This is a genomic window from Myxococcus sp. CA005 (assembly GCF_006518205.1).
Taxonomy (GTDB): Bacteria; Myxococcota; Myxococcia; order Myxococcales; family Myxococcaceae; genus Myxococcus; species Myxococcus xanthus.
On sequence record NZ_SRLV01000124.1, the window covers coordinates 1 to 19,279 of the forward strand.

The 19,279-nt window shown below is 69.2% G+C and carries 20 protein-coding genes; 8 read left to right on the forward strand and 12 right to left on the reverse strand.

The genetic code is table 11. The annotated features are described in order from the left end of the window. Both FMQ63_RS34040 and serB read left to right on the forward strand, forming a co-directional pair. Window positions 1-921, forward strand: a 921-nt coding sequence (locus FMQ63_RS34040) for a serine/threonine-protein kinase (RefSeq protein ID WP_141276926.1), incomplete at its 5' end; no start/stop codon positions are given. 73 nt (window positions 922-994) lie between these two features. Beyond that, window positions 995-2,194 (forward strand): phosphoserine phosphatase SerB, encoded by a 1,200-nt coding sequence (gene serB, locus FMQ63_RS34045; RefSeq protein ID WP_011551209.1) that lies wholly within the window; start codon window positions 995-997, stop codon window positions 2,192-2,194. A gap of 9 nt (window positions 2,195-2,203) precedes the next feature. Here the strand turns inward: serB and FMQ63_RS34050 are convergent, their stop codons facing one another. Further along, window positions 2,204-3,046, reverse strand: coding sequence for a general secretion pathway protein GspE (locus FMQ63_RS34050; protein WP_011551210.1), 843 nt, complete (start codon window positions 3,044-3,046; stop codon window positions 2,204-2,206). A 60-nt stretch (window positions 3,047-3,106) separates the two neighbouring features. Here FMQ63_RS34050 and FMQ63_RS34055 point away from each other — a divergent pair, with 60 nt between their 5' ends. Together FMQ63_RS34055 and FMQ63_RS34060 are read left to right on the forward strand one after the other, a co-directional pair. Further along, window positions 3,107-3,301 carry a CPXCG motif-containing cysteine-rich protein gene (locus FMQ63_RS34055; protein ID WP_011551211.1) on the forward strand — a complete coding sequence of 65 codons (195 nt, stop codon included), beginning with the start codon at window positions 3,107-3,109 and terminating at the stop codon, window positions 3,299-3,301. Between the two features lie 210 nt (window positions 3,302-3,511). Continuing rightward, window positions 3,512-3,955, forward strand: a complete 444-nt coding sequence (locus FMQ63_RS34060) for an Hsp20/alpha crystallin family protein (RefSeq protein WP_011551212.1) — start codon at window positions 3,512-3,514, stop codon at window positions 3,953-3,955. A gap of 96 nt (window positions 3,956-4,051) precedes the next feature. On the opposite strand, the gene FMQ63_RS34065 is transcribed toward FMQ63_RS34060, so the two are convergent. The 6 genes from FMQ63_RS34065 to FMQ63_RS34090 form a co-directional block, all read right to left on the reverse strand. After that, window positions 4,052-4,672, reverse strand: coding sequence for a response regulator (locus FMQ63_RS34065; protein ID WP_020478919.1), 621 nt, complete (start codon window positions 4,670-4,672; stop codon window positions 4,052-4,054). Between the two features lie 40 nt (window positions 4,673-4,712). Further along, complete coding sequence (locus FMQ63_RS34070) at window positions 4,713-5,288, reverse strand: HAD family hydrolase (RefSeq protein WP_026113884.1); 576 nt, start codon at window positions 5,286-5,288, stop codon at window positions 4,713-4,715. Between the two features lie 31 nt (window positions 5,289-5,319). After that, window positions 5,320-6,156, reverse strand: coding sequence for a 3-deoxy-8-phosphooctulonate synthase (gene kdsA / locus FMQ63_RS34075; protein WP_011551215.1), 837 nt, complete (start codon window positions 6,154-6,156; stop codon window positions 5,320-5,322). Further along, a complete protein-coding gene (locus FMQ63_RS34080; protein WP_011551216.1) occupies window positions 6,153-7,793 on the reverse strand; it encodes a CTP synthase in 1,641 nt (546 codons plus the stop codon). The genes kdsA and FMQ63_RS34080 overlap by 4 nt, the downstream gene beginning before the upstream one ends. 85 nt (window positions 7,794-7,878) lie before the next feature. Continuing rightward, complete coding sequence (locus FMQ63_RS34085) at window positions 7,879-8,112, reverse strand: hypothetical protein (RefSeq protein ID WP_020478920.1); 234 nt, start codon at window positions 8,110-8,112, stop codon at window positions 7,879-7,881. 308 nt (window positions 8,113-8,420) lie between these two features. Then, window positions 8,421-10,187: an ABC transporter ATP-binding protein gene (locus tag FMQ63_RS34090; RefSeq protein WP_011551217.1), complete on the reverse strand. Its 1,767-nt coding sequence runs from the start codon at window positions 10,185-10,187 to the stop codon at window positions 8,421-8,423. Between the two features lie 109 nt (window positions 10,188-10,296). Between FMQ63_RS34090 and FMQ63_RS34095 the strand changes: the two genes are divergently transcribed. Then, window positions 10,297-11,145, forward strand: a complete 849-nt coding sequence (locus FMQ63_RS34095) for an aldo/keto reductase (protein ID WP_011551218.1) — start codon at window positions 10,297-10,299, stop codon at window positions 11,143-11,145. Here the strand turns inward: FMQ63_RS34095 and FMQ63_RS34100 are convergent. Continuing rightward, window positions 11,138-12,094: a hypothetical protein gene (locus FMQ63_RS34100; protein ID WP_011551219.1), complete on the reverse strand. Its 957-nt coding sequence runs from the start codon at window positions 12,092-12,094 to the stop codon at window positions 11,138-11,140. The genes FMQ63_RS34095 and FMQ63_RS34100 overlap by 8 nt on opposite strands. 2 nt (window positions 12,095-12,096) lie before the next feature. After that, a complete protein-coding gene (gene kdsB / locus FMQ63_RS34105) occupies window positions 12,097-12,837 on the reverse strand; it encodes a 3-deoxy-manno-octulosonate cytidylyltransferase (RefSeq protein ID WP_011551220.1) in 741 nt (246 codons plus the stop codon). A 107-nt stretch (window positions 12,838-12,944) separates the two neighbouring features. On the opposite strand from kdsB, the gene wecB reads away from it, so the two are divergent. Continuing rightward, the gene (wecB, locus tag FMQ63_RS34110) at window positions 12,945-14,075 is read left to right on the forward strand and encodes a non-hydrolyzing UDP-N-acetylglucosamine 2-epimerase (protein ID WP_011551221.1); all 1,131 of its coding nucleotides are present in this window, start codon (window positions 12,945-12,947) and stop codon (window positions 14,073-14,075) included. A 101-nt stretch (window positions 14,076-14,176) separates the two neighbouring features. Further along, a complete protein-coding gene (locus tag FMQ63_RS34115; RefSeq protein WP_011551222.1) occupies window positions 14,177-15,166 on the forward strand; it encodes an RluA family pseudouridine synthase in 990 nt (329 codons plus the stop codon). Between the two features lie 66 nt (window positions 15,167-15,232). Here FMQ63_RS34115 and purF read toward each other — a convergent pair whose 3' ends face one another. Further along, the gene (gene purF / locus FMQ63_RS34120; RefSeq protein ID WP_026113885.1) at window positions 15,233-16,621 is read right to left on the reverse strand and encodes an amidophosphoribosyltransferase; all 1,389 of its coding nucleotides are present in this window, start codon (window positions 16,619-16,621) and stop codon (window positions 15,233-15,235) included. A 144-nt stretch (window positions 16,622-16,765) separates the two neighbouring features. On the opposite strand from purF, the gene FMQ63_RS34125 reads away from it, so the two are divergent. Then, window positions 16,766-18,076, forward strand: coding sequence for a neutral/alkaline non-lysosomal ceramidase N-terminal domain-containing protein (locus FMQ63_RS34125; RefSeq protein WP_011551224.1), 1,311 nt, complete (start codon window positions 16,766-16,768; stop codon window positions 18,074-18,076). Between the two features lie 52 nt (window positions 18,077-18,128). Here FMQ63_RS34125 and yhbY read toward each other — a convergent pair whose 3' ends face one another. Together yhbY and FMQ63_RS34135 are read right to left on the reverse strand one after the other, a co-directional pair. Next, a complete protein-coding gene (gene yhbY, locus FMQ63_RS34130) occupies window positions 18,129-18,419 on the reverse strand; it encodes a ribosome assembly RNA-binding protein YhbY (protein ID WP_011551225.1) in 291 nt (96 codons plus the stop codon). Window positions 18,420-18,461: 42 nt separating this feature from the next. Next, window positions 18,462-19,279, reverse strand: an 818-nt coding sequence (locus tag FMQ63_RS34135) for a DnaJ domain-containing protein (protein WP_141276928.1), incomplete at its 5' end; no start/stop codon positions are given.

The window sequence follows — 19,279 nt, forward strand, 5'->3', positions numbered from 1 at the left end:
CCCATGTCTCCTCCCCCCGCTTCCACCGCCGCCGCAGCAGCGCCCGCCGCTCCCGCTCCGAAGGGTGCCGAGCTGGACCTGCGCTACCAGAAGTTCGACCCCATCGGCACCGGGCCGCTGGGCACCGTCTTCAAGGGGCGCGTCACCGCGCTGGGCCTGGACATCTGCCTCAAGGAGCTGAAGGACATCTTTGGCTACTTCTCCTTCCTGCAGCGCGGCGAGGTGCTCAAGCGCCTGAAGAAGGAGCTGTGCGCCCAGGCGCAGGTGCGCCACCCGGGTGTGGTCCAGGTGGTGGACCAGAACGTGGACGCCGCCCGGCCGTACTTCGTGCTGGAGCTGATGCAGGGCAGCCTGCGTGAGCGGCTGGACGCGGGCGGTGGCAACGGCGTACCGGTGCCCTTCGCGCTGCGCGCCTTCCTGCAGATGGCCTATGGTCTGCGGGCCGCACACGCCGCGGGCCTCACGCACCACAACATCAAGCCGGAGAACGTGCTCTTCGACGTGTACGGCAACGCGAAGCTGGCCGACTTCGGCCTGGGCCGGGTGGTGGAGGTGGACGCCACCAAGGGCATGCCCCAGGTCTTCGTGGGCACGGGCGGCATGGCCTACATGGCGCCGGAGCTGATGAACCGGGGCGGCAAGGAGCCGGGCGCCTCCGCGGACGTGTACGCGCTGGGCATCCTGCTCTACGAGATGCTCACCGGGCAGATTCCGGGCCGCCGCTCGCCGCTGCCCTCCGAGGTCAACCCGGAGGCCCCCAGCGGCCTCGATCAGCTATTCGACAAGGCCACCCAGGACAAGCGCGAGCAGCGCTACCCGGACGTGGACGCCATGTTGGAGGACTTCTACAAGGCGTTCCCGGACAAGGAGTTCCTCGCCAAGGGCGACCTCGTCATCTCCTCGGACACGCCGAAGGAGTGACGGACGAGCGGCCGGGCCCCGGCGCACTCGGGGCTCGCCGCGCACGTTGGGGGCTGCCACACTCCGTGGCGCCATGACTCCGCCCCTGTCCGAAAGCGTGCTCATCACCGTCACCGGGAAGGACCATCCCGGAATCGTCTCGCGCCTCACCGGCCTGCTGGCGGAAGCTGGCGCCGAGCTGCTCGACGTGGAGCAGGTGGTGGTGCAGGGGCGCCTCACGCTCTGCCTGTTGGTGCGTCTGCCCCCGGCGAGCGGCACCCTGGAGACGCTGTTGTCCGCCGCGAAGACGCTGGGCGTGGCGCTGGACTTCCAGGTGGTGGAGGCGCCCGCCACGCCCGCCGCGTCCGCGCACCACGTCGTCACCGCCGTGGGCCGCGCCCTGGGCGCGAGGGAGCTTCATGCGCTGACGCAGGTGCTCGCGGGGCACGGTGCCAACGTGGAGCGAATCACGCGCCTCAGCGAGCCGCACCTGGGCTCGGTGGACATCCACATCAGCCTGCCGCCGGGCCAGCCGCCCGACGCGCTCAAGCACGCGCTGCTGGAGCTGTCCATGCAGTCGGGCGGGTTCGACGTGGCGCTGCAGCGCGAGAGCCTGTTCCGGCGCGGCAAGCGGATGGTCGTCATGGACATGGACTCCACGCTCATCCGCATCGAGGTCATCGACGAGCTGGCGCGCGCGCATGGCGTGGGCGAGCAGGTGTCGCGCATCACCGAGCGCGCCATGCACGGCGAGATGGACTACGACGAATCGCTGCGTCAGCGCGTGGCGTTGCTGCAGGGCCTGGACGCGTCCGTGGTCCACCAGCTCGCGGCGAACCTGCCGCTGACGGAGGGCGCGGAGACGCTGGTGCGCGTGCTCAAGCGGCTGGGCTACCGCACCGCCGTCATCAGCGGCGGCTTCTCCGTGGCGGCCGAGGCGCTGAAGGCGCGGCTGGGCATCGACTTCGCGTACTCCAACGAGTTGGAGATTCAGGACGGGAAGCTCACCGGCCGCACCGTGGGCCGCATCGTCAACGCGCAGCGCAAGGCGGAGCTGTTGGAGTCGCTGGCGCAGGCGGAAGGCATCCTGCTGGACCAGGTGGTCGCCGTGGGAGACGGTGCCAACGACTTGCTGATGCTGGAGCGTGCCGGGCTGGGCATCGCCTTCCGGGCGAAGCCCAAGCTGCGCGCCGCGGCCGACACGTCCATCGCCGCGGGCGGCCTGGACAGCATCCTCTACCTGCTGGGGCTCACCGGCCGCGAGCTTCTGGAAGCGGGCTCGGGCGCCGGCTGAGGGCGCGCCCTACAGCCGCATCCGCGCCGCCAGTTCGCGCTGCTGGAGCTGGTTCTTCTCCAGCAGCAGCTCGAGCAGCGCGCGCAGAATCTTGGAGCTCTTCTCCTGGTTCTGCTGCACCGTCTGCAGCCGCTTGAGGTCCTCGTCCGTCCACTCGTTGGCGGGCGCGCCACCCGCCAGAATCTCGTCAAGGATGTCCGCGGCGCTGGCGCCAGCGCCTGGGGCGGGGGCGCGCTCCGGCGCGCGGGGCGGAGGCGCCGCGGCGGGAGCGGGCGGGGTGATGTCGGCGATGCGCTTCACCACCGTGTTGCCGCTCATGTCGACGACCTTGAACTCGTCCTCGTCCTCCGGCGCGTCCGAGCTGCTCGGGCGCTTGTTGCCGCCGAAGCGCGTGCTGACGACGGGCTCCTGGCCACGGTAGTGGCGGAGGATGGCGTGTTCGATTTCACGCTCGCCCGCCACCATAACGACCACGCGGGCGCGGCTCTTCGCCGCCACCTGGTCCAGGGTGACGAGGTCCGTGGGGTCCGCCATGGCCAGCACCAGCGTCTTGCCGTTGTCCTTGAGCGACACCGGGAAGACGGCCTTCTGTTCGGCGAGGCTCACGTCGACGCGTGAGAGCGCGCCCGCGTCGCGCGTGACGTTGCCCAACTGGATGCGCTGCATTCCCAGGCCCTGGCAGATGGCCTCGGTGATGACGTCGTCGGTGGCCAGACCCAGGTCCGCGATGATGCGCGACAGACGTCCGCCCCACTGGTCATGGGTGGCCAGTGCACTGCGCAGCTGCAAGTCGTCGATGACGCGTGCCTTGACGAGGATGTCGCCAATGCGATTCCGGGAAGGAGAGGCCATGGCTCGGCATTCTACCGTCTAGATGCGCGGACGCTGAGTCCGTGATGAGGAGACCCAGCCATGCAGCCCTTCGCGGAATCCGCCGCCCAGCTGTGCCCCTACTGCGGTGAGGAAGTGGAGGTCGCCGTGGACCCCATTGGTGTGGCCTCGGAGACGTACATCGAGGACTGCCCGGTGTGCTGCCGTCCCTGGACGGTGCAGGTGTCCCGCGACGAGGAGAGCTTCGCCGTGCACCTTGGCCGCGACGACGACTGAGGCGGCCTGGGGGGCAGGCGGGCGGGCGTGAAACGTGGCGCCGGCGAAGGCGCCGGGGCGTTGCTTGACACGTTCCGAAGCATGGTTCTCTTGAGTCTTGTGAGGCGGCGCTGGAGCTCCGGTGGGGGGCACCGCGGCGACCGCGAACCAGAACAACCCAGGCTCATTCATGCCGTGCGTCCGCGAGGACGTCACGAACAGGAGACGACCATGCAGACTCGCAATCCGTTCAACTCCGCCGTCGTGGTGAACCCGCTGATGCGCGATGTCGACGCGCTCTTCCGCGAGCTGACGCAGCCCATGTGGCGCCAGGCCCCGCGTGAGCGCACGCCGGCCGCGGACATCACCGAATCCGAGAGCGGCCTCACCCTCCATCTGGACATGCCCGGGCTGGAAGCGAAGGCCATCCAGGTGACGGTGGAGAAGGACATCCTCACCGTGCAGTCCGAGCGCAAGGCCGAGCCGCGTGCGGAGGGCGTCAACGTGCGCCGCCAGGAACGCGCCTTCGGGACGTTCGCCCGCTCCTTCGCGCTGCCTGACACGGTGGACGCAAGCCGGGTGGAGGCTCGCTACGAGCAGGGTGTGCTGACGCTGACCCTGCCTCGGCGCGAGGAGTCCAAGCCCCGCGTCATCGAAGTCAAGGTCCAGGGCTGAAGCCGCGAGCGCACACCGCGGGCCAGGGAGGTCACCTGCCTCCCACTGAAATCCCTGCCCAGGGCTTCCGCGAGCAAGGCGGAAGCCCTGCCTGTTCTACCGCTTGGCGCTGAGCGCCAGCGGAACGCGGAACAGTTCCAGCACCTGCTGCACGTCCAGCGGCTTCGCCATGCACGCCAGCGCGCCGGCCTGCTTGGACTGCTCCACGACCTCGGGCGTATGCGCGGACGTCATGGTGATGAGCCGCACGCCCTCCATCTGCTTGCGCGCGCGGATGCGGCGGCAGACTTCCAGACCGTCGATGTCCGGCATGTTGAGGTCGATGATCATGCCGTGCGGCTTCTGCTCGGACACGAGCAGCAGCGCCTCCACGCCGCTCGTCGTCGTCTGCAGCTCCACCTGGGCCGCGAACGGCTTGAACGCGCGCTTGATGGCGTCCAGCACCGGACGCTCGTCATCCACCGCGAGCAGGCGCACCGTGCCGCTGCCGAGCTCCTCGGGAACCGGCATCTGGTGGGTGATGAGGAACGTGCGCAGGTCCGCCGACCGCACGCGGCGGTGGCCACCCGGCGTCCTGAACGCCATCAGGATGCCCCGGTCAATCCACTTGCTCACCGTGGACGGATCCACCTGAAGCAAACGACTGATGTCGTGCGTCGTGTAGAGCTGGTCCGTCATGGCCGTACTCCCCTCTTGCTGCATGATTCCGCTGCCCATGGAACTATTCACCTACCTTGAACACGGGTTTTCTTCAACCTCACTGAGTACCGCGCCTATCAGTCCCTCTCATCAGACCCACTGCGTCGTCCCAGCGGCCACTGGCCTTGAGACACAGCTCCACGAGTTCGCGAGCGGCCCCTCGGCCGCCAGGACTCTGGGTAACGAAGTGTGCCTCGCGGCGCACTTCGGGGACCGCATCCGCAGGACAAGCGGAAAGAGCCACCATTGAAAGTGGACCCAGGTCGTTGTGGTCGTCACCCATGTACGCGCAGGCGTCCAAGGGCACGTCCAACTGGGTGACCAACTCTTTGAGAGCGGCCGACTTGTCACGGCGGCCTTGGAACACGGCCGCGAGGCCCAGCTCCCGCCCGCGCTTCTCCACGATGCCGGAGGTGCGGGCGGTGAGGATGGCGGCGGGCAACCCGGACAGCCGGGCCATGACGAGCGCATGGCCGTCCTTGACGTCGAAGCGCTTCATCAGCTCGCCGTCCTGGCCGTAGTAGAGGCCGCCGTCGGTGAGAACCCCGTCCACGTCGAAGACGAGCAGCCGCACGCGCGCAGCACGGGACATCAGCTCTTCCGTTGCCAGTCTGGAAGGGGCGTCCGTCACCATGGCTTGCTCGACTCCCTTGTTTGCCGACACATCAACCCGGCTCGTGGCCCAACACCCGGCGGATGCTCAGCACGTTTCGTACCACGTCTTCAAACATCTGTGGATTCAGCGAACAGGGACCGTCACACAGGGCACGATCCGGATCTTCGTGGACTTCCGTGAACAACGCGTCAATCCCGGCGGCCGCGGCGGAGCGGGCCAGCAGTGACACGAAGCGGCGTTCGCCCGCCGTCTCACCGTTGCCGGCGCTGGGGAGCTGAACGGAGTGGGTGGCGTCGAAGCACACGGCGAGGCCGGCGTCGCGCATCTGCGCGAAGCCGCGCATGTCCACCACCAGGTTGTTGTAGCCGAAGGTTGAACCGCGCTCGGTGACGAGCACGTTGGGGTTGCCCGCTTCGAAGGCCTTGCGCGCCGAGTGGACGATGTCCTTGGGCGCCACGAACTGCCCCTTCTTCAGGTTCACGCCCTTGCCCGTACGCGCCACGGCTTCCACCAGGTCCGTCTGCCGGCACAGGAAGGCCGGTATCTGGATGATATCCACAACTTCCGAGGCTGGCCCGACGTGACTCGTCTCATGGACGTCCGTGAGGACGGGAACGCCCACTTCATCCCGGATTCTCTTCAGGATTCTCAGGCCTTCCTTGAGACCCGGGCCTCTGAAGGACTTGCCGCTGGTGCGGTTGGCCTTGTCGTAGGAGCACTTGAAGGCGTACGGCACGCCGAGCCGGCCGGTGATTTCCTTCAGCATCCAGGCATGGCGCAGGGCCATGTCCTCGGATTCGATGCTGTCGGGGCCGGCGATGACGAACAGCTTCTGACCTTGGCCGACCTTGAAGCCACACAGCTCGATGGGGTTGGGGGCGCTCATTCGGTCACCTTGCCGGCCGCCGCGTTCGCGTCCCGCTGGGCGAGCGCCGCGCGGATGAAGCCGGAGAAGAGGGGGTGGGGTGCGAAGGGCTTGCTCTTGAATTCAGGGTGGAACTGGCAGCCGATGAAGTAGGGGTGGTCGGCCAGCTCAATCATCTCCACCAGGTTGAGCTCGGGGTTGGAGCCGGAGATGACCAGCCCCGCCTCCTGCAGCTTGCTACGGTACGCGTTGTTCACTTCGTAGCGGTGGCGGTGGCGCTCCTGGATGGTGTCCTGCCCATAGAGCTGGTGGGCGAGCGAGCCGGGCTTCAGCGCACAGGCGTAGCTGCCCAGGCGCATGGTGCCGCCCTTGTCCTGCACCTTCACCTGGCTCTCCATGAGCGTCACCACCGGGTGCGGCGTGTGCTCGTTGAACTCCAAGCTGTTGGCGGAGGACAGGCCCAGCACGCCGCGGCTGAACTCCACCACGGCCATCTGCAGGCCCAGGCAGATGCCGAAGAACGGCACCTTCTTCTCACGCGCGTAGCGCACGGCGGCGATCTTGCCCTCGGTGCCGCGCACGCCGAAGCCGCCGGGCACCAGGATGGCGTCCACGCCGGCCAGCAGCTTCTCCGCGCCCTGCTCTTCGACCTCCTGGCTGTCGACGAAGTGCAGGTTCACCTTCACGTCGTTGGCGATGCCGCCGTGCAGCAGCGCCTCGTTGAGGCTCTTGTAGCTCTCCGTGAGGTTGACGTACTTGCCGACAATCGCGATGCGGACCTGGCCGCGCGCGGGCTCGTACACCTTGCGGATGATGTTCTCCCAGCGCTCCAGGTGGGGCGCCCGGCTCCAGATGTTGAGGACCTCCGCGAGCCGCTCATCCAGGCCCTGGCGGTGCAGCTCCAGCGGCAGCTCGTAGGTGCTGCGCACATCCGGCGACGTGAAGACGCTGCGCGTGTCCACGTTGCAGAACATGGCGATCTTGTCCTTCAGCTCGCGGGGCACCTCGCGGTCGGTGCGGCACACGAGGAAGTCGGGCTGGATGCCTATCTCCCGCAGCTTCATCACCGAGTGCTGCGTGGGCTTGGTCTTCACCTCGCCAGCCGCGCCGATGTACGGCAGCAGCGTGAGGTGGACGTAGACGACGTTCTCGTTGCCCACGTCGTAGCGCATCTGCCGGATGGCCTCGAGGAAGGGCAGCGACTCGATGTCGCCCACGGTGCCGCCCACCTCCACGATGACCACGTCCGCGTCCTGCGCCGCCTGGCGGATGCTGGACTTGATTTCGTCGGTGACGTGCGGAATCACCTGGACCGTCTTGCCCAGGTATTCGCCCCGCCGCTCCTTCATGATGACCGCGTGGTAGATGCGGCCGGACGTGAAGTTGTTGAGCCGGCTCATCCGCGCGTTGGTGAACCGCTCGTAGTGGCCGAGGTCCATGTCCGTCTCACCGCCGTCCTCGGTGACGAACACCTCGCCGTGCTGGAACGGGCTCATCGTGCCCGGGTCCACGTTGATGTAGGGGTCCAGCTTGATGAGGGTGACGGCCAGCCCACGGTTCTCCAGCAGGGCGCCAATCGAAGCGGAGGCGAGACCCTTGCCGAGGGAGCTGACCACTCCGCCCGTCACGAAGATGAACTTGGTTTTCTTGGAGCGCATGTCCCGTTCTGCCTACTGAGGCAGGGATGCGTCAATTATTCTGTTTCCGATGGACGGCCGCCCGCTCGGGCCGGCGGGGACGGCGTCAGTTGCCGTCCCAAGCACCCGGCCGGGCGACCGCGAACTCCTGGGCGTTCGGCTGCCCGACGCGGAACTTGCGCAAATCGCAGTTCCGGCAGCTCCAGCCCTCCCAGCCCCGTTTCACCACCAGGTGCAGGCAGGCGTCGTAGTTGGGGCAGAAGAGGTTGCGCTGCGCGTCCACGGACTCCTCGTCCCGGAGGGCGGTGGGCAGCGGGCTGGGGCATGGAGTGATGGACACGGCGGAAACTCCCGGATGAAACGTGTTGGGTCGGCCTCTCCCCCCCGGCGCGCTCCGAACAGGAGGGGCGGTCTGGCATTCCCGAGCCGTAGCGAAAAGGCCCGTCCCCCTCACGGGGAACGGGCCCGGAACTGCCAGCATCCGCCACCGCCTCGGTGCCTTTTCAGGCCAGCGAAGCGGAGGTGGACGCCTTGGAGTTGCTGTCGTTCAAGGCATCACCTCCTTTCGGAGCCCCTGACTTAATCGGGAGCCAGGGTGCGCGCCACTGTCGCGAGGTGCGTGGCGGGCGCCGTGTGGGCACCAGGCGTTCAAGCTGCGACAAACTGCCGCTCCACCAGGCGCCGGTACAGGCCCTCCTGGCTCATGAGGGAGGCGTGGGTGCCGCTCTGGATGACGACGCCGCCGTCGAGCACCAGCACCCGGTCCGCGTTGGCCACGGTGGACAGGCGGTGGGCGATGATGAGCGTGGTGCGGCCCTTCATCAGGCGCTCCAGCGCGTCCTTCACCAGGTGCTCGCTCTCCGCGTCCAGGGCGCTGGTGGCCTCGTCCAGGATGAGCAGGCGAGGGTCCTTCAGCACCGCCCGGGCGATGGCCACGCGCTGCTTCTGGCCACCGGAGAGCTGCACGCCGCGCTCGCCCACCTGGGTGCCGTAGCCTTCCGGGAAGCGCTCGATGTACGCGTGGGCGTTGGCGGCGCGGGCGGCCTCCTCCACCTGGGCGTCGGTGGCGCCGGGCCGGCCGTAGCGGATGTTGTCCGCGATGGAGCAGGAGAAGAGCTGGGGCTCCTGCGCCACCATGCCGATGTTGCGGCGCAGCCACTCCGGCTCCAGGGCGGTGAGCGGATGGCCGTCCAGCAGCACCTCGCCGTTCTGCGGGTCGTAGAAGCGCGACAGCAGGGAGGCCAGCGTGGACTTGCCCGCGCCGGAGGGGCCCACCACCGCCACCACCTCGCCCGGCCGCAGCTCCAGGTCCAGGCCCTGGAGCACCGGCACGTCGGGACGGCTGGGGTAGGCGAAGTGCACGCCGCGGAACTGCACGTGCCCGCGCAGGTCGGTCAGCTGCTCGCCGCCAGCGCCGATGGCGGGCTTGCGGTCCAGCAGTTCGAAGACGCGCTCGGCGGCGCCACTGGCGCGCATGAAGTCCGCCCACAGCTCCGCGATGCCGCTGAACGAGAAGGCCACCAGCATGGTGTAGATGAGGAACGAGGTGAGCTCGCCCACGGAGAGGCCGCCTTCCACCACCAGCCGGCCTCCGTACCAGAGCACCGCGGCGATGGAGCCATACCCCGCGATGGAGGCCACGCCCATGAAGACGGAGGTCTGGAGCGCGCGCTTCTTCGCCAGCGTGAAGGAGCGCTCCACGGCGACGCTGTAGCGCTCCACCTCGTGCCGCTCCGCGGCGAAGGAGCGCACGGTGCGGATGCCGGACAGGTCTTCCTCGGCCACCTCGCCGCTGGCGGCGAGCGCGTCCTGGGCCTGACGGGAAATCACCCGGACCCGGCGCCCGTAGAACACGCCGCCAATGGCCACGGGCGGGATGACGGCCAGCATCACCAGCGTGAGCTGGACGGACGTGTAGAGCAGCAGGCCCACGCCGCCCAGGGCCGTGACGACGTAGCGCAGCATCATGGACACGTTGGCCGTGACGGTGGTCTGCAGGACGGTGGTGTCCGAGGAGAGCCGGCTGGTGAGCTCGCCCGTGCGGCGCGAATCGAAGAAGCCCACCTCCTGGGACAGCAGGGCGCGGAAGAGGTCCTTGCGCAGCCGCGACACCACGCGTTCGCCGGCGTTGGTGAAGAGGTAGATGCGCAGCGCCATGGCGATGCCCTGCACCGTGAACACGGCGAGCATCAGCATCGCGAGCCGGTCCACCACATACCGGTCGCGCGCGGTGAGGGCCTGGTCCACCAGGTCGCCAATGGCGCGGGGATAGGCCAGCGTGGCTCCGCTGCTGATGAGGAGGAAGAGGGTGCCCGCGGCCAGGGGCAGCAGTTCGGGGCGCGCCAGCTTCAGCAGTCGCCGGACGGTGACGCCAGGGGAGGCACTGCTTTTCGAATCGTTCGCGGGGGAAGACACCGGCGGAGACTAACGCGAGCTTCCAACCTGCGCACCGGACGCCTGCGTGTGCGTTGAAGCGGTATTAATCCTCTCGAAGCAAGTCATACGCCGAATCAGGGGGAGTGCCATGGAGCAGCGTCCATTCGGAAGCACACGGGTGTCCGTGCCCGTCCTGGGCCAGGGGACCTGGCAGATGGAGGAGGATGACCGGGCAGGCGCCATCCGCGCCCTTCGCGCCGGGTTGGACCTGGGAATGACGCACGTGGACACCGCTGAACTGTACGGCTACGGCAAGGTGGAGGAGTCCATCGTCTCCGAGGCCATCGCGGGCCGGCGCGGCGACGTCTTCCTGGTGTCGAAGGTGATGCCGTCCAACGCTTCCTACGCGGGCACGCTCGCCGCCTGTGAGCGGAGCCTGAAGCGGCTGCGCACGGACCACCTCGACTGCTACCTGCTGCACTGGCCGGGTTCGCACCCGCTGGAGGAGACGGTGCGCGCCTTCGAGAAGCTGGTGGTGGATGGAAAGATTCGCGCCTGGGGCGTGAGCAACTTCGGGGTGGAGGACCTGGAGGAGGCGCTCGCGCTCGCGGGGCCCGGGCGCATCGCCTGCAACCAGGTGCTCTACCACCTGGAGGAGCGCGCCATTGAGCACGCCGTCCTGCCCTGGTGCGAAGCCCACGGGGTGGCGGTGGTGGGCTACAGCCCCTTCGGCAACGGCCGTTTTCCCCGGCCCGACAGCCGGGGTGGGAAGGTGCTGGGCGGCATCGCCCGCGCGCACGGCGTCACGCCGTACCAGGTGGCGCTCCGGTTCCTGGTGCGCGGGCCGTCGCTGTTCGCCATCCCCAAGGCGAGCCGGGAAGCCCACGCACGCGACAACGCCGCCGCCGCGTCGCTGACGCTGACCGCCGACGAGCTGGCCCACCTCGACGCGGCCTTCCCGCTGGGGCCCGAGCCGGCGTCGCTGCCCGTCATCTGATGCCGGCGGCGAAGGCCTTGCGGAAGGCGGACACGGTGGGCTCACCCGGGCCCACCGTCACCGTGCCCGTCTCGCCCTCCACGGCGGCGCGGGTGTCGCGGCCCTTGAGGAAGCGCACGGTGGTGATGCGGCGCAGCACCTCGCGGCCCTGCTCCTGGGCCAGGGCGCGCAAGGCGTGGCTGGCGACATTCACGGCGGACTCCAGCGCGCGGCGGCCCGGCTCGTCGTCCAGGCCCACCCAGTCCACCTCGAAGCGCAGGGGCTTGCCGCCCAGGGACGCCTCGCCCGGCCAGAACTGCTCGGTGAGGGCGTGGGGCAGCTTCTCCAGCAGCGTCACCACGTCCTGCCGCGTGGGGTTGGGCCGTACGAGCTGCGTCAGCTCCAGCAGCTTCTCCGCGTTGCCCACCGCCACCGCCACCACCGTGGACAGGTCCACGTAGGCCACCGACTCCGAGCGGCGCAGCCCCTCCTTGCCCAGGGCCATCAGCACCGATTCGCGGGGCACGTAGTCCACCACCTCGCCCGTCATCGAATGACCGTGCGAAAGGTGGAGCGTGACGGTGATGGTGGGCACTTCTTCGCCCGAGCGCGCCCGCGTGGCGAGCGTTCCCAACTGCTCCAGCACCCGCTCCACCTTGCGCGACAACAGCCGCTGAACGCCCTCCATGTCCTCGTCCTCCTGCTGCTGCTTGCGGGTCTCTTGCGCGCGCTGCGGTTTCGGAGGCGCGGGTGGTTTCGGGGCGGCTTCGGCCCGGGGGGCTTCCGCGGGAGCATGCTCCCGAGCCTCGGCGGCATGGGGCGCGCCCGCTGGCTCGGCGGCGGGGACCGTGGTTCCCGCTCCGGGCAGGGCGGATGTGGCTGGCGCGGCAGCGGGCGCCGCGTCAGGCGCCGGGGACTCCGCGTCCGCCTTCGCCGCGCCACCGCCAAACACGTTCTTGAGGAAGCCCATGGTCAGCCCCCCCGCGCGCGCATGAGGGCCTCCACCTTCTCCACGTCACCGGGGAGGTCGACGGCCACCGTGTGCGAGGTGACCTTCGCGCAGCGGATGGGGATGCCGTGCTCCAGCGCGCGGAGCTGCTCCAGCTTCTCCGCGTCCTCCAGCGGCGTGGGCGCCAGCTTCGCCAGCGACAGCAGCACCTCGCGCCGGTAGCCGTAGAGGCCGATGTGGCCCCAGCGCTGGACGGGCGTGCCCGGCTCGCGGACGTGGGGTACCAGGCTGCGGCTGAAGTAGAGCGCGTCGCCGTTGAGCGCGAGCACCGCCTTCACCACGTGCGGGCTGGCGGCTTCGTCCGCTTCGAGCGGGCGGACCAGGGTGCCCATCCGCACGGACGCGTCCTGGAAGAGGCCCGCCAGCCGCTGGAGCGTGGCGGGGTCCACCAGGGGCTCGTCTCCCTGGACGTTCACCCAGATGTCGATGTCTGGACGGCCGAGCGCCACCTCGGCGACCCGGTCCGTCCCCGTGGCGCAGGCGGGGCTGGTCATCACCGCCTTGCCGCCAAAGCCCTCCACTGCGGCGCGAATGCGGTCGTCATCGGTGGCAACCCACACCTCGTCGAAGGCCTGGGCCTCCTGACAGCGGCGCCAGACGTGCTCAATCATTGTTCGGCCGGCGATGATTGCCAGCGGCTTGCCCGGGAAGCGGGTGCTGGCATGTCGGGCGGGAATGACTGCAACGGTCCGGCAAGATTGCATGACCCCTCCGTCTATCAGGTTCGCGACGATTGCCGGCCCCCGGGATTGGACATTTGCATCATCGGACACTGGCCAGCGCGGCTCCAGTGCCTAGCTTTGGTCGCAACATGAAGAAGGTCATTCATATCGTTGGGGCGCGTCCGAACTTCATGAAGGTCGCGCCCATCTATCGCGCCATCGCCGAGCGTACTCCCCTTGAGCAAATCCTTGTCCACACGGGGCAACACTATGACGCCAAGATGAGCGACGTGTTCTTCGCCGACCTCGGCCTGCCTGCCCCGGACGTCCATCTGGGCATCGGGTCGGGCAGCCATGCGCAGCAGACGGCACGCATGATGGTGGAGCTGGAAAAGGTTTTCCTGGCCCACCCTCCGGCGCTCGTCTCCGTGGTGGGCGACGTGAACAGCACCATCGCGGCGGCGTTGGTGACGTCGAAGCTGGGCATCCCCCTGGCACACGTCGAAGCGGGGCTGCGCAGCTACTCGCCACACCAACCGGAGGAGATCAACCGGCTCGTCACCGACCGCCTGTCGGACCTGCTGCTGACGCCTTCACGTGACGCGGACGCCAACCTGCTCAAGGAAGGCACCGACCCGGCCCGCATCCACTTCGTGGGCAACGTGATGATCGACTCGCTCTTCGCCTCGCGCGAGAAGGCCGACAAGCTGCCGGTGCTCAAGGACCTGGGGCTCATCCCCCACGGCTACGCGGTGTGCACGCTGCACCGGCCCTCCAACGTGGACGACCCCAAGACTCTGGGCGGCCTCCTGTCCGCGGTGGCCCACGTCGCCACGCGCCTGCCGGTCATCTTCCCGGTGCACCCGCGCACGCGGAAGGTGATTTCGGAGCATGGCCTGAACACGTGGTTCGAGCGCACGCCGAGCCTGCGGCCCGTGGAGCCCATGGGCTACCTCGACTTCCTGGCGCTCACGTCGAAGGCGCGCCTGGTGCTCACCGACTCCGGCGGCCTCCAGGAGGAGACGACGGCCATGGGCGTCCCGTGCCTCACCCTGCGCGAGCAGACCGAGCGCCCCATCACCGTGGAGGAAGGCTCCAACGAGGTGGTGGGCACCGACCCGGTCCGCATCCGTCTGGCCGCCGACCGCGTGCTGGATGGTGAAGGCAAGCAGGGCCGCGTGCCCGAGTTCTGGGATGGCCGCGCCGCCGAGCGCATCGCGGACCTGTTCGCGAGCTTCCTGGGCGTCGAGGACCGGCCGATTCAGGCGGCCTCGGCCTGAGGGCAAATGACGGGTGGGGGCCCCGGCGTTCCGTGGGCCCGCTCGCTCGTCCGTCCCCGCCTGTGCAGGAGGGCCCGCCGTGGTAGAGCGCCGGCAGGCCCATGCACAGCGCACCGCAGGAAGAAGCCCCCGAGGGCTACGTCGACATCCGCTACGTCGTCGAGCCGAACTACGCGGGTTGGCGGCTGGATGAGTACCTGGGGGAGAAGCTCCGCCGGATGACGCGGGAGCGGCTCCAGGGCGTCATCCTGAGGGGTGTCATCTGCGAGGAGCGGCGCCTGAAGCCGTCCACGCCGGTGTACCCGGGGCTGGCCTTCCGCATCCGCCGCCGCGCCAGCGAGGAGCCGGACACGCCCACGGAATTGCCCGTGGTGTTCCAGGACGACTGGCTGCTGGTGCTGGACAAGCCCGCGGGTCTGCCCATCCACCCCACGGCGCGCTACCACAAGGGCACCCTCGTCACGCTCCTGCGAGAGCGCTTCGGTGAGCGCTTCGCCGAGCCCGCGCACCGGTTGGACAGGGAGACCAGCGGGCTGGTCGTCTGCGGGCGCACCACGGAGTCCTGCCGGGTGCTGGGGCGGCTGTTCGTCTCGCGTGACGTGCACAAGGAGTATCTGGCGCTCTGCGAAGGGCACCCGCCCGAGGACACGTTCACCGTGGATGCGCCCATCGCGGAGGGCACCGAGCTCATCCGCATCGCCGTGCGCATCGACCCGGTGGAGGGCAAGGAGAGCCGCACGCGCTTCCAGGTGCTCCAGCGCTTCACGCGGGATGGCGCGCCCTTCGCGTTGCTGCGCTGCTTCCCGGAGACGGGGCGCCAGCACCAGATTCGCATCCACCTGTGCCACGCGGGCTTCCCGCTCGTGGGCGACAAGATGTACGGGCCCGACCCCGGCTACTTCGACCGCTTCAGCAAGCACTGTCTGGAGCCCGAGGCGTGGCCGCGGCTGCGCCTGCCCCGGCAAGCGCTGCACGCCGCGCGCATCGCCTTCCCCCACCCGGGCTCTGGCCAGGCGGTGGCGTTCGAGGCGCCCCTGCCCGCGGACCTCACGGACTTCATCGAGGGCCGGCCCGTGGCCTTGCCGGCCTGAAACGCGAAGGCCCCCAGCCTGGAATGAAGCGGGCAGGGGGCCAGGGGCGTGAAGCAGGTGGTGACGTCAGGCGGTGAGCTTGCTGGGCTCGGCGCGTTCTTCGCCGAAGTCGCCGATGAGGTACTTGCCGGAGAAGCAGGCGGTGCAGAAGCTGCCGCGCTCCGGGTCGCCCACCGCGCGGCCCAGGCCTTCCTGGGAGATGTAGCCGAGCGAGTCTGCGGTCACGTACGTGGCAATCTCCTCCAGGCTGTGCGTCGCGGCGATGAGCTCCTGGCGGCTCGGCGTGTCGATGCCGTAGTAGCAAGGCCACTTCGTGGGCGGCGAGGAGATGCGCAGGTGCACCTCCACCGCGCCCGCCGCCTTGATCATCTTCACGATTTTGCGGCTCGTGGTGCCGCGGACGATGGAGTCGTCCACCACCACCACGCGCTTGCCCTTGAGCACCTGCCGCACCGCGGACAGCTTCAGCTTCACGCCGAAGTGGCGGATGGACTGCTGCGGCTCGATGAAGGTGCGGCCCACGTAGTGGCTGCGGATGAGGCCCACGTCGTAGGGAATGCCGCTGGCCTGCGCGAAGCCGATGGCCGCCGGCACGCCCGAGTCCGGCACCGCGATGACCAGGTCCGCGGAGGGCGCCGGCTGCTCCTTCGCGAGCTGACGGCCCATTTCCTTGCGCACTTCGTACACGTTGCTGCCGAACAGCGTGGAGTCCGGCCGCGCGAAGTACACGTGCTCGAAGATGCAGCGCGCCTGACGCGGAGGCTCCGCGAAGGGCTTGCTGGTGCGCAGCAGCCCGTTCTCGATGACGAGTAGCTCGCCCGGCTCCAGCTCGCGCACGGTTTCCGCCTCGATGAGGTCCAGCGCGGTCGACTCGCTGGCCAGCACGTAGGCACCTTCCTTCATCCGCCCCAGCACCAGCGGCCGGATGCCGTGCGGGTCTCTCACCGCGACGAGCTTGTTCTCCGTGAGCACCAGGAGGCTGTAGGCGCCCGTCACCTTGCGCAGCGCCTCCACGAGCTTCTGCTCGAAGGTCGCCTGCTTGGAGCGCGCCAGCAGGTGCAGGATGACTTCCGTGTCCGCGTCCGACTGGAAGATGGCGCCGTCGGCCTCGAGCTGCTGCTTCAGCTCCGCCGCGTTCACCAGGTTGCCGTTGTGCGCGATGGCGCACTGCCCGCCCGCGTACTGCACGAAGAGCGGCTGGGCGTTCTTGAGGGCGCTGCCTCCAGCGGTGGAGTAGCGCACGTGGCCGATGGCCGCCTGCCCGGGCAGGTCGGCGAGCACCGGCGCATCGAAGATGTCGGCGACGAGTCCCATCTGCCGGTGAGCGCGCAGCCCCATCCCGTCAGAGGCGACAATGCCCGCGGACTCCTGCCCGCGGTGCTGGAGGGCGTGCAGCCCCAGGTATGTCAGGTTGGAGGCCTCGGCGTGCCCCACGATTCCGAAGATGCCGCACATGGCGCGCTGCCTTACTCCTTTCGAGCGGTGAGCGGAACAGGAACGCATGCCCCTCTGGTGGGTATTCCACCCGACGCCAGAGTCGTTTCATGTGGGCAGTCAGGCGTCCCAAAGGCCAGGCCCTGCGGTTAGTCTGGTTCCCGCATGGCATCCTCGCGATTGGTCCGCTGGCGTTCCCTGTTTCCCCTGGTGTTGCTCACCGTGGGCGCCGCGTATTCGCTGGCGTCCTGGAACTGGTGTGGCAGCTGGGCTGAACGCGCGCCAGTCCTTGTGTCACAGGTCCATGGCGAAGGGCCGCTGCGCGCGGGCGCGGCGAAGGTGGCGCTCTCGCCGCCCTTCCCGGTGGTGGTGGCCGGCTATACGCCGCCACGGCCCGAGGCGGAGCAGGCCGACGTGCCGCTCTACGCGCGCGCGGTGGTGCTGGAGGCGGGAGGGACACAGGTGGGGCTGGTGTCGTTGGACCTGCTCCTCGTTCCGGATGTGCTGGCCACGCGGGTGCGTGAGCGCGCGCGGGCCTCGGGGCTGGAGGATGTGCTGGTCCTGGCCACGCACACGCATTCGTCGTTGGGCGGGTATGACTCGCGGTTGGTGGCCCAGGTGTCCGGCACCGGGCGCTACCGGGAAGACGTGGTGGATGCCATCACCACGGCGGCGGGTGACGCACTGGCCCAGGCGGCCGCGTCGCTCGCCCCGGTGTCGCTGGAGGTCGGCGAGGCGCGGGAGCAGAAGTTCGTCATCTCCCGCAGCGGTGGCGAGAAGCCGGATGGCGTCCTGACGCGCGCGGTGTTCCGGGGGCAGGCGGGCCCGGTGGCGGAGCTGCTGCTCTACGCCGCGCACCCGACGATGGTGCCGCGTCGCCGCGCCTACGTCGACCCTGACTACCCCGGCCGGCTCAGCGCGCTGCGCGAGGAGGCGGGCAGCGGCGTGACGCTGTTGCTGCAGGGCGCGGGGGGTAATGCGACGGTGGCGTACTCGGAAGGGCAGGGGCTGGAGCGGGTGTCGGGCTTCGCGCATGCCCTGGCGGAGTTGGCCGGCGATGCGCCCTTGTCACCCGTGGGGGAGACCGTGCGGCTGTCCCTGGCGCGCGCTGATGCGGCCATGCCACGTCCGGACGCTTCGCGGCTGGTGCCGGCGCTGACGCGGGCGGCGGGGGACAACCTGCTGTGTGAATCCGCGCCGCGTCTGGCGGAGGTGGGCGCGCTGGTGCTGGGGCCGCTGAAGCTGGTGGCGGTGCCGGGTGAGCCCAGCGTGGCCGCGGGCATGGAGTTGCTGCAGCGGACCGGCGCCACGGGCGTGCTGAGCCTGGCGGATGGCTACGTGGGCTACGTGGAGACGGCGGCGAACGTGCAGGGTGGACTGGGGGAGTCCAAGCGCCAGTACTTCGGGCCCGCGCTGCTGGAGCGGCTGAGCGTGGCGGCGGAGTTCGTTGCCGGGGCGGCGGGCTTCACGCCTTGAGGCGGCCGGGCGCCGCGGAGGACTTTCCGCGGCGCGGCCGGCTTGAGGCTGGCTAGAACTTCTCGAACTTGGAGTCCTTCTTGCGCTTCTTGAACACGAGCGCGGTGCGGCCCAGCAACTGCGCGAGCTCCGCCTGGGCGCCCTCGGCGATGCGCGCCGCGGCTTCCTGGCGCGTCTCCGGGCCCTCGTTGATCTTGACCTTGATGAGCTCGTGGTCCTGCAGCGCCTGCTCGATGGCGGCGATGACACCCTCGGTGACGCCGGCCTGACCGACGATGACCACCGGCTCCAGGTGGTGTCCTAGCGCGCGCAGATGGCGGCGTTGCTTCCCAGTGAGCGGCACGTTCCTTCTCTCCTTCGTGTCTTCGGGTAAGGGGGGCGCACCCTACTTCTTCTGCGACGCGATGCGGACTTCTCGCTGCGCGTCGATGTGGTCCGGTTGAAGCTCCACGGTGCGCTTGAAGTGCTTGAGCGCGCCGTGGCCGTCACCACTCAGCTTGGCGATGACGCCCAGGAAGTAGTGCGCGGGGGCGCAGCGCTCGTTGCGTCTGATGGCGTTCTGGATTTCCCGGAAGGCTTCGGGCTGGGCGGCCTTCTTGTCCGCCGCTGTGAAGAAGCGCGCGTAGCCACGCCACGCGTAGAACTCCGCTTCCTCCGGGTTCAGCTTGATGGCCTCGTCCAGCATCTTCACGGCGTCCGGGAACTTGCGCGCCTTCACCAGGATGCAGGACTTCTGGAACAGCTCCTCCGCCATGAGGATGCCGTTGACGTCCACCCCGTCTCCGCTGCCGCCGCTCTTGAGCTCCTCGATGTAGCTGGCGCGGCTGCTGTCGTCGGAGAGGGTGCGGTAGGCGTCGCCGATATACGCGAAGACCTCCGCCTTCAGTTTCTCCAGCTCCGGCGGCGCCCCCTGCGGGAGCGTGTCCGGGTGGTAGAGCTTGGCCAGGCGGAAGTACGCGATCTTCACCGCGCTTGAGTTCGTCTGCTCCGTCAGCCCGAGTCGCTGGAAGTGGTTCTGCTGCTTCATCGCCATCGTGAGCTGGCGCAGCGCGGGGATCTCTTCAGCCCCTGGTGCATTCGCGGGCGTCGCCGCGGCGGCGGGCGCGGCTGGGCGTTGAGCGCCCTGTGCGGACAGTGACGGCGGGGGACGGGGCTGGGCGCTAGGCCCGGCGACCGGGGGACGTGCGGCGGTGGCTCCGGGGC